This is a genomic window from Mycobacterium neumannii, assembly GCF_002245615.1.
GTDB lineage: Bacteria > Actinomycetota > Actinomycetes > Mycobacteriales > Mycobacteriaceae > Mycobacterium > Mycobacterium neumannii_A.
In genome coordinates this window covers 79,242-93,277 of sequence record NZ_NKCO01000021.1, presented here as the reverse complement: position 1 = coordinate 93,277, position 14,036 = coordinate 79,242, and the positions used below count along the sequence as shown (strand labels likewise).

Here is a 14,036-nt window from a genome sequence, read left to right as displayed (position 1 = left end):
TCAGGCAGAAGGCGGCATACGAGCGCATGCCTAGGTTCGGGGGCTCGGAGAGGTGTATAGGAGACAGCCGTACGCGCAACAGGGGTCCTATTACGCGCCGCCCCAAGATCGCCCCACGAACTGGTGGGCCATCGTTTCGCTGGTCTTCGGCCTACTCGGCGGCGTTCTGATCAGCGTCGTCTGCGGCATCGTCGGCTTGAAGAAAGCCAGGGAGGGCCAGGGCGGCCGCGGCTTGGCGATAGCGGGGCTGGTGCTGTCGGCGCTGTGGGCTGCGGTGGCCGTCGTCGCCCTGCTGGTGTACTTCCTCATCGGCAACGGCACGGTGACCGCGATCGACGTCAAGGAGGGCGACTGCCTGGCCGAGATCCCGGCCAATACCCGGGTGCTGACCGTGAAGACGATCGGATGTGACGAGGCCCACGCAGGTGAGGTGTTCGCGGTCCTCCAGATGCCCGACGACGAGTTTCCCGGCCAGGCGGCGATCGACGCCTACGCCGAGAAGTGCAGCCCCGAATTGGCCGCTTACGCGCCGGAAGCGATGACAGACAGTTCCGTTCAGCTGTATGTGCTCTATCCCACGGCCGAAACCTGGGAGCAGGGTGACCGGGCCGTTACCTGCATTGCGACGCTCGATCCGCCGCGAACCGGCTCGCTAAAGGGCTGACGCCTCCCCGATACTGCCTGGTCGCTGCGGTACCGTTTTCCTATGACTTCGGAACTACTCGACGCCGTCATCGTCGGCGCGGGTTTCGGGGGGATCGGCGCGGCCATCCAGCTCAAGCGGATGGGATATCAGGACTTCGTCATCCTCGACCGCGAGGACGACCTGGGCGGCACCTGGCACGTCAATCGTTACCCCGGGTTGGCGGTCGATGTGCCGACGACCACCTACTCGTATTACTTCGAGCCCAACCCGAACTGGTCGCGGCTGTACTCCACCGGTGACGAGATCAAGCAGTACGCCGCTGACGTCGCCGACAAGTACGACGTGCGTAAGCACATGCGGTTCAACACGCTCGTCGAGGGCGCCTGCTGGGATGAGGAAACCGAGGTGTGGCGGGTCACGCTGGCCGGTGGCGAAACACTGTCGGCGCGCTACCTGATCACAGCCACCGGGTTCCTGTCGCAGCCGAACATCCCCGAGATTCCGGGTATCGAGAGTTTCGCGGGCAGGATCATCCACACCGCCGCGTGGGACAACACCTACGACCTCGATGGCCGTCGGGTGGCGGTCATCGGCACCGGTGCGACCGCGGTGCAGCTGATTCCGGAATTGGCCAAGAAAGCGGCCGACCTGAACGTCTACCAGCGCACGCCGGTCTGGGTGGTACCCAGACTCGACTTCCCCATACCCAAGCCCGTCAAGCGGTTGTTCTCCCGGGTGCCCTTGACGCAGCGCGCACTTCGGGCCGTCACCGACGTGATCTATGAGTTCTTTCTTTTCGTCGGGCTCCGCCACCGACAGCTCCTGTTCCGGCGCCTGAACGTTGCGGCGTCCGACGTGGCCAAGATGCATCGGTTCTTGTCCGTGCGCGATCGCGAGCTGCGGATGCAGTTGACCCCCGACTACGACTTCGGCTGCAAACGCCCGACGTTCTCCAACAGCTACTACCGGGTTTTCACCAAACCGAATGTGCACCTGCGGAATTCGGAGATCGAGCGCATCGAACCCGACGGCGTCGTCTCGACCGACGGAACGAAGGCCCAGATCGACACGCTTGTGCTGGCGACGGGCTTCGATCTGTGGGAGGCGAACATCCCGGCAATCGAGATCATCGGGCGCAAGGGGCGCAACCTGGGGAAGTGGTGGCGCGACACGAGGTTTCAGGCTTATCAGGGCGTCACGGTGCCCTACTTCCCCAACTATCTCAGTATGGCAAGCCCCTATGCCTTTCTCGGGCTGAATTTCTTCAACACGGTGGAATACCAGATGCGCCACATGGATCGGCTGTTCGGCGAGATGAAGCGCCGGGGTGCAACGACATTCGAGGTCACCGAGGACGCCAACGCTCGCTACCTCGACCGGATGACCAAGCTCATGGGCAACTCGGTGTTTATGGCGGGCAACTGCGCGGATTCACGGTCGTACTATTTCGACCCCAACGGTGAGGCCACGTTGCTGCAGCCGGTGGCGACCCGCAGAGCCATCAAAGAGGCGTCACAGTATCCTCTGAGCGACTATCGAATTGCGTGAGCAGAGAGGAACACCGGCTGTGTCACTTCAGGAATCGAGCAGCGGTTCGCGCGCGGCCACGGTGGCCGGTTTGGGCCTCGCCGGGGTCGGTCTCAGCCACTTCGTCAAGCCGGAGCTGTTCGAATCGGTGACGGTACAGGCGTTCCCACACAACACCCGCCAGTTCATCTACGTCAACGGCGGTGTCGAGACGGTGCTGGGGCTCGGGCTGGCCGCCCGCAAGACACGCAAACTCGCCGTCGTCGGTACTCTCGGCTACCTCGCCTACTTGGCGGGCAACGTCGCGCGTAACCGGTAGCGGCCCAAGAGAGTCACGTCCAGCAGCCGCTGCAGAATCGCCCGGTTCTTCGGCGAGTTCGCGTAACGCATCAACCGGCCCAGGTCGATCACCAAGGCCATGGCCGCGTGCACGGCGAACCTGGCCTGGCTCGGCGTCCACTCCGGGCGCACGGCGACCACCAACTCCACCACCGATTCGACGGTGGTGCGCTGCATGTTTCGCAGGATCTTCTGATCCGTCGGCGACATGTGCAGCCGCTCGGAGTAGTAGACGTAGTCGAGTTCGGGATGTGCGAACGACCTGGCCACGTAGGCGTCGATGACCGCGGTGAGGGCGTCCTCGGGGTCGGCGTTGGCAGCGGTGATCGCGGTCAGCTCGTCGGAGAGCCGGTCGGCCGCCCGTCGGAACACAGCGGCCAGGATGTCGCTCTTGCCCGCGAAGTACCGGTAGATCCCCGACGCGGGCATGCCGACGGCCGCGGCGATGTCCTCCATGCCCGTGTCGCGGTATCCCTTGATGTTGAACAAGCGCATGGATTCGTTGAGCAGCGCTTCATATCGCGATGGCTCGACGGCGGTGGGAACGGGTGCCACCGGCTGCTCGGGGACGTCGTCGCCGTGGGGCAACTCGGTGGCGGCCAGCGCTGTCGCGAGATCGGACAGCAGCGCCCGCACCTGGCCGGCGGGCAGCTTCGCCCGGTGGTCGACGATGCTGCCGGTGACCGACAGGACCGCGATGGACAACGTCCAGCGCTGATGGGAGGTCAGATCCGGACGCATGGCACAGATGGGGCGTTGGATGCGGCGGTTGACGGTACGCATCTGCGCGATCAGCGACGCTTGGTCGTCGCCGCGCAGATACCGCCCCTCCCAGCGGTACAGCCCACCCGACTCCCGGTTAGCCATCGCGGTCTCGATGAGCGCCGCGGCCACCCGGCGCAGTTCTGATTCGGGGTGCTCGAGATCGGCCTCGTCGATGAACGCGGTGGCATCCACCAGCTGCTGGCCCAGACTGAGCACGGCGTCGCGGAACAGGTCGTACTTGCTCGCGTAGTGCCGGTAAAGGGCGGCCGCCGAGATTCCCACCCGCGATGCGATCGACTCCATGCTCACGCCGTAGAACCCCAGGGTGCTGAACGCCTCGGCGGATGCCCGGGCGATCTGGGCTTTTCGGTCTTTCGGCCGGCGCCGGACCGCGTCACCGCTCGCCGGCCGAGTGCGCGACATGGCAGACACGATATCGGACCAAGCCCCGCCACACCGGTCCAGTACCGCTGTCGGTATCGCTCCGAACTTGCCAGACCACACTGAATGGCGATTAACATAATGGTGTGTTCGGCGGGCTCCGCAAGCTTCTGGGCTTTCAGGTCACGATCGGTGAGCTGATCGTGGTGGCGCTCGTCCTCGGCACGCCGTACCTGCTGGTCGGCGTGTTCTGGTCGACCACCCACACCGACCACCTGCACGGCATGACCGGCGCCGACCTGGTCGTTTCGTATCTGGGGTCGATCGCCTCATGGCCGGTGCTGCTGTTCGCTGACGTGTGTATGACATGAACGGGGGAACACAGTGTCCGACCACCACCACCGTCTCGCATGGACCGGGATCATCGCCGCCGTCGTGCTGGGCGCCGCCTTGCTGGCGCTGAACTTTCCGGTCTTCCTGGACAGCTACGACCAGTACGGCTGGCAGGTCAAATGTGGGACCGGGTACCTCAGTGACCTGTCCCAGGCGGCCGCGGCCGGCGGCGACACGAACTACGTCGAGCAGTGTGAGTCGGCGCTGCTGATGCGACGGCTGTGGACGGTACCGCTGGCGCTGCTCGGCGGTGCCGGGCTGCTCGTGGCGCTTGTCGCCTCGGCGACGACCTCCGCCCGCGAGTCGTTGCATCCGCACCACAACAACGCCTGATCTAGCATTCCGGCGTGAGCACGCCGGCCGGTCCTGCGCTGCCCCGCCGGCTCGGCACCTTCGACGCGGTCGTCATCGGGCTGGGTTCGATGCTGGGCGCGGGCATCTTCGTCGCCGTCGGGCCGGCCGCCGCGGCGGCCGGTTCGGGCCTGCTGATCGGGCTGGCGGTCGCCGCCGTCGTGGCCTACTGCAACGCCACCTCGTCGGCCTGGCTGGCCGCGCGGTACCCCGAGTCCGGCGGCACCTACGTCTACGGGCGTGAGCGGCTCGGCCGGTTCTGGGGTTACACCGCGGGGTGGAGTTTCATCGTCGGCAAGACCGCGTCGTGCGCGGCGATGGCGCTCACCGTCGGCTACTACGTGTGGCCCGAGGCGGCCCGTGGCGTCGCGGTCGGGGCGGTCGCCGCACTGACCGCACTGAACTACGCGGGCATCCGTAAGTCGGCGCTGCTGACGCGCGTCATCGTCGCCCTGGTTCTGGCGGTCCTGGGCACCGTGGTGATCACCGTCCTCGGTTTCGGGGAGGTCGAGTTGGCCCGCCTGTCGCCCGGCGCCGAGGTCTCCGTCGCCGGCGTGCTGCAGGCCGCAGGACTGTTGTTCTTCGCGTTCGCGGGCTATGCACGGATCGCGACGCTGGGCGAAGAGGTCCGCGACCCCGCCCGCACCATCCCGCGCGCGATACCGCTGGCTCTGGCCATCACGCTCGCGGTGTACGCTCTCGTCGCTGCCGCTGTCGTCGCCGAATTAGGAAGCGCGGCAACAGCTTCGGCAGCCGCACCGCTCGCCGACGCGGTGACCTCGGCCGGCTTCCCAGCACTGGAGCCTCTCGTGCGGGTCGGCGCCGCGGTGGCCGCCCTCGGGTCACTGCTGGCGCTCATCCTCGGGGTGTCGCGCACGACGCTGGCGATGGCGCGCGACCGCCACCTGCCGCACACGCTGTCGCGCGTGCACCCGAGATTCGGCAGCCCACACCGCGCCGAGGTCGTCGTCGGCGTCGTCGTGGCCGCGCTCGCCGCCACCGTGGACGTCCGCACCGCGATCGGCTTCTCGTCATTCACCGTCCTCGTCTACTACGCGATCGCCAACGCCTCGGCCTGGACCCTCGGTCGCCGAACGGTCCCGGCGGTCGGGCTGGCGGGCTGTGTGGTGCTCGCGTTGCTGCTTCCGGGGCCGTCGGTCCTGGCCGGCGCTTGCGTGGTGCTCGCGGGCGCGCTGGCTTACCGTCTTAGACCGTGATCGAGCTGAGCTGGAAGCGCGTCGACGCCGACCCCGGCGATGACTTCGTCGTGGCACCCGACGAACGTCTCGGCTGGGGCCGGACGATCGGACTCGGCGCCCAGCACGTCGTGGCCATGTTCGGCGCCACCTTCCTGGTCCCCGTCCTCACCGGCTTCCCACCGGCGACGACGCTGTTGTTCTCGGGTGTCGGGACGGTGCTGTTCCTGCTCATCACCGGCAACCGACTGCCCAGCTACCTGGGTTCGAGCTTCTCGGTGATCGCACCGGTCACCGCGGCGGTCGCCTCGCACGGAACGGGGAGCGCCCTCGGCGGACTCGTGGCGGTCGGTCTCGCACTGGTGGCGATCGGCGGCCTGGTCCATCTGGTCGGCACGCACTGGCTCGACGTGACACTTCCCCCGGTGGTCACCGGCGCGATCGTCGCGCTGATCGGCTTCAATCTGGCGCCCTCGGCCAAAGCCAACTTCGAACAGGGTCCGGTGGTCGGGCTCCTCACCCTGGTGCTCCTGGTGGCGACGCTGGCGTTCTTCCGCGGCATCATCGGCCGGCTGGCCATCTTCCTGGCCGTCTTGGTGGGATACCTGCTCGCGCTGGTGCTCGGTGAGATCGACACCGCACCGATCGCCGCCGCCCCGTGGCTCGGGCTGCCGGAGTTCCAGGCGCCGACGTTCACCGTCGCGGTGTTGCCGATGTTTCTGCCCGCGGTGATCGCCTTGGTCGCCGAGAACATCGGGCACGTGAAATCGGTCGGCCAGATGACCGCCACCGATGTCGACCCGGTGATGGGCCGGGCACTGGCCGCCGACGGTGTGGCCACCACGCTGGCCGGTTTCGGTGGCGGCTCTGCGACCACCACATACGCCGAGAACATCGGCGTTATGGCGGCGACGCGGGTGTATTCCACTGCGGCGTACTGGGTTGCGGGCGCCGTGGCGATCCTGCTCTCGCTGTGCCCGAAGGTCGGCGCGGCGATCTCGGCGATACCCGCCGGCGTGCTCGGTGGGGCGACCGTGGTGCTCTACGGCCTCGTCGGCGTGCTGGGAGTCCGGATCTGGCTGACCAACCGGGTCGACTTCTCCCGGCCGGTCAATCAGATGACCGCGGCCATCCCGCTGATCATCGGCATCGCCGACTTCACCTGGCACGCAGGCACCTTGACCTTCACCGGAATCGCGCTGGGTTCGATAGCGGCCCTGGCGGTCTATCACGGCATGCGGCTGTTGGGATTCCGGCAGGCTAGCGAGCGGCCCGCTGCCGTTGGTCCCGGGGCGGAACACCGTTGACGCCGTCGACCGACCGCGCGTAGGTCGCCACGGCGTAGGTGACCGCAGGCCCCAGGACCGACAGCGCGTCGCGGTTGACGTTCTCGACGGTGTCGCGCTTGGTGCGGTAGTTCGGGTCGAAGGGGACACCTGCCCGCCCGCCCCAAAGCCGAGCCTGTATCTCGCTCTTACGTTGTGACGAACCGGCAGTCAGGCCGCCGACCGGCACGCCGGCAGCGAGAAACGGGTAGTAGTCGGTGAATTCGCTCAGCGGCATGTCCGCGGGCCGCACGCCCGCCGTGTTGAGATAGCCGGCCAGCATCCGCTCGATACCGGCCGAACCCGCGGGCACCGACCGCGCGGGGATGGCCGGGTTGGGTGTAGCGGACTGGTCACCGTCGTAGGTGAAGTAGCCGGCATTCGGTGAACCGAGCATGTCGAAGCCCAGATACAGTGCGATGTCTCCGAGTTCGTCGGGCGAGAGCCCTTGCACATACCTGGTCGGTCCGGCCAGCCCGTTCTCCTCCGAGGCCCAGAACACGAAGCGGACGGCGTTGGTGACCGGTGGCTGCGGACCCAGTGCCGCAGCAGTTTCCAGCAGCGCCGCGATACCCGTTCCATCGTCGTTCACTCCGGGGCTGGCTGCCGAGCTGTCCAGGTGCGCACCCGCCAGCACGACGTTACGGGTGTCCCCGGTCTTGGTCTGCGCCACGAGGTTTCGGGTCTTCTTCATGACCGGCTTACGGTCGAGCACGAGGCGTACCGGCGCCGAGGTTCGCCGCAGGGCGGCGTCGGCTTCGCGGCCGATGACCCCGACGGGAACGGTCAGGTCCTGGTAGTAGCCGGGCGTGAACAGGCCCGCCGGGCTCCCGCCGCCGCCGGGCGAGCTGACGACGAGCAGGCCGACGGCGCCCTCCGACACGGCCGCGTTCTGTTTGGCGACCACCGAGCAGCCCGTGTCGTCGACGATGGCGATCGCGCCCCGCGCCGAGGTGCCGTCGTAGTCGGCGGTCCGGCAACCGGCGGCCTTCGCCGGGCGAAGGGTCACGGCGTTCAGCCCGCCGCGCGGCGTGGTGATCAGCAGGGAGGCCTGGTCGACCGGATATTCGCGCCCGCTCACCCGCATCGACGGATTGCCGCCCACACTGCGGTCGAGCAGCTCGAACTCAGGGGTCTGGACGTCGAATCCCTTGTCGCGCAGGAACTGTGCGACGTAGTCGACGGTGGCGTCGTATCCGGGTTTGCCGTTGGCGCGGTTACCGCCGTTGGTGTCGGCGATCTGCTGCAGTTTCTGCAGGTGGGTGAACATCGCGTCGGCGGTGACCTTGTCCGCTATCTCCTGTGGCGACGCCGGCGCCGGCTCCGGCGATGAGCACGAGGTCATGGCTGCGACGACCCCGATGACGACTCCGATCACGACTCCCGCGCCGGCCGCCCATCTCTTCATGACGCGAGCGGGTGACGGACGCGCAGATCGCGCGTGGGGATTCCGTTCGGCCCGCCCTGGTCCTGAGCGTAGATACCGACGGCGTAGGACACGCCCGCCCCGTGAATACCGAGTGCGGTGCGGTCGATGTGCTCCAGGGTGTCCGATTCCTTGTGGTAGTTGGGGTCGAACGGCTGACCCGCCTCACCGCCCCACCGCTCGGCTTGCTCGGGCGTCATCTTGGCCTCGGCGCCCGAGAAGGTGCCACCCGCCGGGATGCCGGCCAGGGTGAATGCGTCGTAGTCGGAGCGACCGTCGAAGCTGGTGTCCTCGGCCGGTTTTCCGGCCGCGTCGAGGTAGTCCACCAGCGTGCGTTCCACGCCCGCGGCCCCTTCCGGCACCCGGGCGATCGCGCCCTCCTCGTCGGGCGGCAGGGACTGATTCCCGTCATAGGTGAAGTAGCCGGGGTTCGGAGAGCCCACCATGTCGAAGTTCAGATAGAGCGAGATGTCCTTGAGGGCATCGACATCCAGCGACTCCAGATAGTTGTTCGATCCGAACAACCCGACCTCCTCCGCACCCCAGAAACCGAACCGTACCGCGTTCTGAACGTCGGGGGAACCGCCCAACTGCACTGCGGACTCGAGCACGGCCGCCACACCGGACGCGTTGTCGTTGATGCCCGGCCCCTCCGGGACGCTGTCCAGATGTGCACCGGCCATCACGACGTTTGCGGTGTCGCCCGTTCGGGTCTGGGCGATGACGTTGCGGGTTCGCTCCTTGCGCACACCCGCATTCAGCTTGAGGGTGACGTCTCCCGGTTCGGCCCGTAGCCGATCGCCCTCCGCCTTGGTGATGCTGACGACCGGGATGGTCGCCTCCGTGTCCTCGCCGAGGGTGCCGCCCATCTCGTCGTTGTCCTCGCTGTTGGCGACGAGCAGAGCCACCGCGCCGCGTTCGGCGGCGGCCTCCTCCTTCTCGGAGAACTGACACTTGCCACGGTCGACGAGCACGACGGCGCCCTCGACGGGCAAGCCGTCGTAGTCGGAGACCGTGCAGCCCGGGGAGTCCTCGACGCGCGCGAGGACCAGCGGGCCCGACACCCCGCCCGGCGGTGTGCCGATCGTGAAGTTCAACGGTCTGGCCTTGACCGCGTCGCCGCCGACGGTCAGCGCGGGTTCGTCGGCGAACGGCAGCCGCACCTCGAGCTCGGGTGTCTGCACGTCGAAGCCCTTGTCGCGCAGGGTGTTAGCGACGTAGTCGACGCTGGCGTCGTAGCCAGGGGTACCCAGGGCACGGTTGCCGTCGTTGTTGTCGGCGATCTCCTGCAGCCGGACCAGATGCTGGTAGATGGCGTCGGCGGAGGTGCGCTGCGCGAGCGACCTGGCGAAGTTCACGGCGGCCTGCGACACCCCCGCCTGGGTGGTGGGCGGCTGCACCACCGGTTGGGGCTCCTCGTCACGGCCGCAGCCCCCGAGTGCGACGATGCCGGCTGAGATGAGGGCGATCGTCTTCGTCGTCTTCGACAGCTTGGAAACCTTCGTGTGGCTCATTGCCCACTACGTTAGCGTCGCCCGGGCGCTAACCCGTCAGCTGCGCGACGATGAGGTCGGCCACGGCGCGCATGCCCGCCGCATTGGGGTGCAGGGGTGCGGGCCTTCCCGGTCTCACCAAGTCGGTCAGCCCGAACCGGGTCGTCCACGGTTCGGCCGACCACGCATGATGCGCGGCGCTGTGCTCGGCGGCCCGCACGAGACCGCAGCCGGTGGCTGCGGCCGCCTCCGCGGTCAGCCGCGCCAGCGTGTCGGCGACGTGGCGTCCGGTCGCCACGTCGGTGTCGGACAACGGTGGTGCGGGCACACCCGGCGGCGGTAGCAGCGTGAGGTAGTCGACGAACAGCACCGTCGCGCGAGGTGAGCGGGCCCGCACCGTCCGGCCGACCTCCTCGAGCGCCACAGCGACCTGCGTCAGCGCGTCATCGCGCGCCCGCGGATCCAGTTGCCCGCGCAGCACCGTCCCCAGCAGCGGGAGCTTGCGGGTAACGCGTGGCAGGCCCGCCGCGAACAGCATCGGCACATAGCCGACGTCGTTGCCACCGATGGTCACCGTCACCAGGTCTTCGGATCCGGTCAGAGCCGAGATCTGCGGCGGCGCACCGTGTTGCGGTTCGCGCAGGATGTTCGCGGTGGTCGCGCCCGAGTAGGTCACGTCGACGAGGTCGAGACCCAGCTTCGCGGCTACCCAATGCGGATAGTTGCGCGCCGAACGGCCGGCGGACCAGGGCGCACCGTCGGCGCGGGGTCCGATCCCTGGACCGGCCGCCATCGAACTGCCCAGTGCGACATAGCGTCTCATCGAGATGGGCTGGACGCCTGCGCCCAGAACCGCTTCGGGATGCGGCCGGCCTGTCGAGCCAGCCGTCCCGCGGTGACCGCAGCGGCCATTGCCGCCGCCATGGTAGGCGGGTCGGCGGCGCGGGTCACGGCAGTGGCCAAAAGCACGGCGTCGCACCCCAACTCCATCGCCATCGCGGCGTCACTCGCGGTGCCGATGCCCGCATCGAGCACCACCGGCACCGAAGCGGCGTCGACGATCATCTCGATGTTGTGCGGGTTGGCGATTCCCAGTCCCGTTCCGATCGGCGATCCCAGCGGCATCACCGCCGCGCACCCGATGTCCTCGAGCCGTCGCGCGAGCACCGGATCGTCGTTGGTGTACGGCAGGACCGTGAAACCGTCGTCGACCAATTGTTCGGCCGCCCTTACCAGTTCGACGGCATCGGGCAGCAGCGTGCGCTCGTCGGCGATGACTTCCAGCTTCACCCAGTCGGTGTGCAACGCCTCGCGGGCAAGTTGCGCCGTCATCACCGCCTCGGCCGCGCCCCGGCAGCCCGCGGTGTTCGGCAAGGGGGTGATACCCAGCCGGTTGAGCAGCTCGAGCACGCCGGTGCCGCCGTCGGCGTCGACGCGCCGCATCGCCACCGTCGTGAGCTCGGTCCCCGATGCGACAAGCGCTTCTTCGAGCACGGCGAGATTGGCCGCGCCTCCGGTGCCGAGGATGAGCCGCGAACCGAACTCGCGGCCGGCGATGGTCAACTTCGTGACCGATGCTCCGCTCGCGCGAAGTGTGCCGGACCTAGCCACCCTGCACCGCCGTCACCACCTCCACGCGAGCACCGTCCGACAGCGCGGTGTCCCAGTCCGATTTCGGCAGCACCGACCAGTCCACCGCGACGGCGATGCCCTTCTCCGGAAAGCCGAGACGCGCCAGCAGCGCGGCGACCGTCGTCGAGGCGTCCACTTCGACCGCTTCGTCGTTGACCAGTACCTTCATTTGATTGCTCCAATCGTGACATCGAGTTCGGCCGCGATCCGTTCGGCCGTCCATGGGGCGAGAAGAAATCCGTTGCGCCCGTGGCCCGCGGCGATTAGTGTGCGCTCGTCGAGGCGTTCGACGAGCGGTAATCCATCCGGCGTCATCGGCCGCAGGCCCGCAGCGCATTCGGCGAGTTCGTATTCGCCCAGCGAGGGCATCACCGCGCAGGCGTCATCGAGCAGTTCCCGCACCCCCCTCACAGCGGGCGCGGTGTCGCGGCCGTGCTCGTACTGCGTCGCGCCGACGACGACCCCGTCGGCCCGCGGCACCAGGTATACCTGCCTGCCGTGCACCCTGGCCCGAATGACCCGCTGGGGCACCGGCATGCACCCGCGGCGCCACCGCAACCGCAACACCTCACCCTTGACCGGCCGGATCGGCAGGCCGGGCCACAGCGTCGGGGCGTCGATACCGTTCGCGATCACCACGGCGTCGGCCTGCACCTCGGTGAGGTCGGAGACGGGGGGCGCCCACTGCACGCCGAGCCCTTCGCACAGCACGGCCAACGCTCGCACCAGCAGCCGATTGTCAACGGCCAGTTCGGTTTCGGCCCGGAATCCGTGCCGGATGCCCTGAGCCAGCAGCGGTTCTATGTCGCGCGCCAACGTCGTCGCCGTCACCGGATGCCCTTGAGCCGCAAGCCACTCGCCCACCGTCTTGAGGTCGCTCGCGTCGGCGCGGTCGACGGCGACCACCAGGGATTCGCGGGCGGTGACCACCTCGTCGGGCAGCCCGTCGAGGAAGCCGTCGTGCCACAGGTGCAGCGACTCCAGGCCGAGCTGCAACAGCTTCTCCTCGCCGGGCCAGCCCTCGCTGTGGGGTGCGAGCATGCCGCCTGCGACCCACGACGCACCGCGATCGTCGGTGCGGTGCACCCGCACGTCCCAGCCGTCGCTGCTGGCGCGCCGGGCGACGGCAAGCCCGATGACGCCGCCGCCGATCACGGCCAGGCTTGCGTTGGTCAACATCCCTCCCTTCGCCGGCATGACCCGGATCAGGTGCGACGGTAAAGGCAGGTTCGAATGCCCACTCTCAGTCCCCGCTCCCGGGACTCCCGCGTTCGTCAACCCACAGTACCCGCTGGTTAGGCCCCCAACGACGAGCCGCTAGCGTCGCGGTGTGCACGAACCTCGAGAACGCCTGGCCAGCGCGTCGCTGTACCTGTGCACCGACGCCCGGCGCGAGCGCGGTGACCTCGCGGAGTTCGCCGACGCCGCCCTCGCCGGCGGGGTCGACCTCATCCAACTGCGCGATAAGGGTTCGCCGGGCGAACAGCGGTTGGGCCCCTTGGAGGCGCGTCAGGAACTCGAGGCGCTCGAGGTGCTCGCCGACGCCGCCCGCCGCCACGGCGCGCTGCTGGCCGTCAACGACCGCGCCGACATCGCGCTGGCCGCCGGCGCCGACGTGCTTCATCTGGGCCAGGACGACCTTCCGCTGGCGGTCGCGCGCGGCATCGTCGGTGCGGCGCCGGTGATCGGGCGCTCCACCCACGACGCGGACCAGGTCGCGGCGGCGGTCGAGGAGGCCGTCGACTATTTCTGCGTCGGCCCGTGCTGGCGCACCCCGACCAAGCCGGGCCGCCCGGCGCCCGGCCTGGAGCTGGTCCGGCACACCGCCGAATTGAAGAGCGACAAGCCGTGGTTCGCGATCGGCGGAATCGACACCGACCGGTTACCGCAGGTGCTGGCGGCCGGCGCGCGGCGCGTCGTCGTGGTGCGGGCGATCACCGCGGCCGAGGACCCGCGGGCCGCGGCCGCACAGTTGAAGGCCGCGCTCAGACCTGCCGGTTGACCAGGAGAGGGATCGAGGCGAACTCGTCGCGCAACCGCTGCCAGCTGGCGGCGAAGCCAGGGTGCAGGGGCAGCTTCGCGACGTCGTCGACGGCCACCCAGCGCAACTCGGCGCTCTCCCGGTTCGGCACGGTGTGCAGCATCTCCTGGGCGTCGGCGATGACCGTGCTGTAGCTCCAGCTGACCCCGTCGCCCGCGACGATCTTGGTCTCCACCACCTTGCGCACGGTCAACTGCTCGGCGGGCAGCCCCGCTTCCTCGTGGGCCTCCCGGATGGCCGCCTGCTCCGGAGTCTCGTGGCTGTCGCGCGCCCCGCCCGGTAGACCCCAGGTGTCGCCCTGGTGGCTCCAGGCCGCCCGGTGTTGGAGCAGCACCACCGGCGCGCCGTCGCGCCCGGGGGCCCGCAGCAGGAGGCCGGCCGCGCCGTACCTGCCCCAGTAGGCCTGGCCTTGGGAAACCACCCATCCGTCACCGTCGCCACGCACGCCTCAACAATAGGGCCGCCCTGCCTGCCGGAAACTCTTAGACTTCTTTCATAGAGTGGGACCGGTCGAAAACGAC

The 14,036-nt window shown here is 68.5% G+C and carries 16 protein-coding genes; 8 read left to right on the top strand and 8 right to left on the bottom strand.

Annotation, left to right across the window (positions count from 1 at the left end; genetic code table 11):
* The first annotated feature begins 52 nt into the window (after window positions 1-52).
* From CEX88_RS20850 to CEX88_RS20840, 3 genes are read left to right on the top strand one after another with little or no spacing between them, the layout of a single operon-like run.
* Window positions 53-664 (top strand): DUF4190 domain-containing protein, encoded by a 612-nt coding sequence (locus tag CEX88_RS20850; protein ID WP_094294923.1) that lies wholly within the window; start codon window positions 53-55, stop codon window positions 662-664.
* 42 nt (window positions 665-706) lie between these two features.
* A complete protein-coding gene (locus tag CEX88_RS20845; protein WP_094294922.1) occupies window positions 707-2,194 on the top strand; it encodes a flavin-containing monooxygenase in 1,488 nt (495 codons plus the stop codon).
* A 19-nt stretch (window positions 2,195-2,213) separates the two neighbouring features.
* Window positions 2,214-2,492 (top strand): hypothetical protein, encoded by a 279-nt coding sequence (locus CEX88_RS20840; protein WP_066846252.1) that lies wholly within the window; start codon window positions 2,214-2,216, stop codon window positions 2,490-2,492.
* Here CEX88_RS20840 and CEX88_RS20835 read toward each other — a convergent pair.
* Window positions 2,459-3,700, bottom strand: a complete 1,242-nt coding sequence (locus CEX88_RS20835; RefSeq protein WP_094294921.1) for a TetR/AcrR family transcriptional regulator — start codon at window positions 3,698-3,700, stop codon at window positions 2,459-2,461. The two genes, CEX88_RS20840 and CEX88_RS20835, sit on opposite strands and share 34 nt — an antisense overlap.
* Before the next feature lie 104 nt (window positions 3,701-3,804).
* Here CEX88_RS20835 and CEX88_RS20830 point away from each other — a divergent pair, with 104 nt between their 5' ends.
* The 4 genes from CEX88_RS20830 to CEX88_RS20815 are packed head-to-tail and all read left to right on the top strand — an operon-like array spanning window position 3,805 to window position 6,905.
* Window positions 3,805-4,029 carry a hypothetical protein gene (locus tag CEX88_RS20830; protein ID WP_068200324.1) on the top strand — a complete coding sequence of 75 codons (225 nt, stop codon included), beginning with the start codon at window positions 3,805-3,807 and terminating at the stop codon, window positions 4,027-4,029.
* Window positions 4,030-4,042: 13 nt separating this feature from the next.
* Entirely contained in the window at window positions 4,043-4,384 is a 342-nt protein-coding gene (locus tag CEX88_RS20825) for a hypothetical protein (RefSeq protein WP_066846238.1), read from the top strand.
* A gap of 14 nt (window positions 4,385-4,398) precedes the next feature.
* The gene (locus CEX88_RS20820; protein ID WP_094294920.1) at window positions 4,399-5,619 is read left to right on the top strand and encodes an APC family permease; all 1,221 of its coding nucleotides are present in this window, start codon (window positions 4,399-4,401) and stop codon (window positions 5,617-5,619) included.
* A complete protein-coding gene (locus CEX88_RS20815) occupies window positions 5,616-6,905 on the top strand; it encodes a uracil-xanthine permease family protein (RefSeq protein ID WP_420799235.1) in 1,290 nt (429 codons plus the stop codon). The genes CEX88_RS20820 and CEX88_RS20815 overlap by 4 nt, the downstream gene beginning before the upstream one ends.
* On the opposite strand, the gene CEX88_RS20810 is transcribed toward CEX88_RS20815, so the two are convergent.
* Genes CEX88_RS20810 through thiO form a run of 6 tightly spaced genes read right to left on the bottom strand, consistent with a single transcriptional unit; the run spans window position 6,859 to window position 12,653 of the window.
* Entirely contained in the window at window positions 6,859-8,331 is a 1,473-nt protein-coding gene (locus CEX88_RS20810; protein WP_094294919.1) for a M28 family peptidase, read from the bottom strand. The two genes, CEX88_RS20815 and CEX88_RS20810, sit on opposite strands and share 47 nt — an antisense overlap.
* On the bottom strand, window positions 8,328-9,863 hold the full coding sequence (locus CEX88_RS20805) for a M28 family metallopeptidase (protein ID WP_094294918.1): 1,536 nt from the start codon (window positions 9,861-9,863) through the stop codon (window positions 8,328-8,330). Before CEX88_RS20805 ends, CEX88_RS20810 begins: the two co-directional genes overlap by 4 nt.
* Before the next feature lie 28 nt (window positions 9,864-9,891).
* Window positions 9,892-10,665, bottom strand: a complete 774-nt coding sequence (locus tag CEX88_RS20800) for an SGNH/GDSL hydrolase family protein (RefSeq protein WP_066846225.1) — start codon at window positions 10,663-10,665, stop codon at window positions 9,892-9,894.
* Window positions 10,662-11,453: a thiazole synthase gene (gene thiG, locus CEX88_RS20795; RefSeq protein WP_094294917.1), complete on the bottom strand. Its 792-nt coding sequence runs from the start codon at window positions 11,451-11,453 to the stop codon at window positions 10,662-10,664. The genes CEX88_RS20800 and thiG overlap by 4 nt, the downstream gene beginning before the upstream one ends.
* Window positions 11,446-11,643, bottom strand: a complete 198-nt coding sequence (gene thiS / locus CEX88_RS20790) for a sulfur carrier protein ThiS (protein ID WP_064399789.1) — start codon at window positions 11,641-11,643, stop codon at window positions 11,446-11,448. The genes thiG and thiS overlap by 8 nt, the downstream gene beginning before the upstream one ends.
* Window positions 11,640-12,653 carry a glycine oxidase ThiO gene (gene thiO, locus CEX88_RS20785; RefSeq protein ID WP_094294916.1) on the bottom strand — a complete coding sequence of 338 codons (1,014 nt, stop codon included), beginning with the start codon at window positions 12,651-12,653 and terminating at the stop codon, window positions 11,640-11,642. The genes thiS and thiO overlap by 4 nt, the downstream gene beginning before the upstream one ends.
* 151 nt (window positions 12,654-12,804) lie before the next feature.
* Between thiO and thiE the strand changes: the two genes are divergently transcribed.
* Window positions 12,805-13,476: a thiamine phosphate synthase gene (gene thiE / locus CEX88_RS20780; RefSeq protein WP_094294915.1), complete on the top strand. Its 672-nt coding sequence runs from the start codon at window positions 12,805-12,807 to the stop codon at window positions 13,474-13,476.
* On the opposite strand, the gene CEX88_RS20775 is transcribed toward thiE, so the two are convergent.
* On the bottom strand, window positions 13,460-13,960 hold the full coding sequence (locus CEX88_RS20775; protein ID WP_094294914.1) for an NUDIX hydrolase: 501 nt from the start codon (window positions 13,958-13,960) through the stop codon (window positions 13,460-13,462). The genes thiE and CEX88_RS20775 overlap by 17 nt on opposite strands.
* Window positions 13,961-14,036 lie beyond the last annotated feature (76 nt).

What these genes read in the sequence shown, in the direction of transcription:
- CEX88_RS20845 (WP_094294922.1), top strand. Translation starts at nt 707, where the DNA reads ATGACTTCGGAACTACTCGACGCCGTCATCGTCGGCGCGGGTTTCGGG.
- CEX88_RS20835 (WP_094294921.1), bottom strand. Translation starts at nt 3,700, where the DNA reads ATGTCGCGCACTCGGCCGGCGAGCGGTGACGCGGTCCGGCGCCGGCCG.
- CEX88_RS20810 (WP_094294919.1), bottom strand. Translation starts at nt 8,331, where the DNA reads ATGAAGAGATGGGCGGCCGGCGCGGGAGTCGTGATCGGAGTCGTCATC.
- CEX88_RS20805 (WP_094294918.1), bottom strand. Translation starts at nt 9,863, where the DNA reads ATGAGCCACACGAAGGTTTCCAAGCTGTCGAAGACGACGAAGACGATC.
- CEX88_RS20800 (WP_066846225.1), bottom strand. Translation starts at nt 10,665, where the DNA reads ATGAGACGCTATGTCGCACTGGGCAGTTCGATGGCGGCCGGTCCAGGG.
- thiS (WP_064399789.1), bottom strand. Translation starts at nt 11,643, where the DNA reads ATGAAGGTACTGGTCAACGACGAAGCGGTCGAAGTGGACGCCTCGACG.
- thiO (WP_094294916.1), bottom strand. Translation starts at nt 12,653, where the DNA reads ATGTTGACCAACGCAAGCCTGGCCGTGATCGGCGGCGGCGTCATCGGG.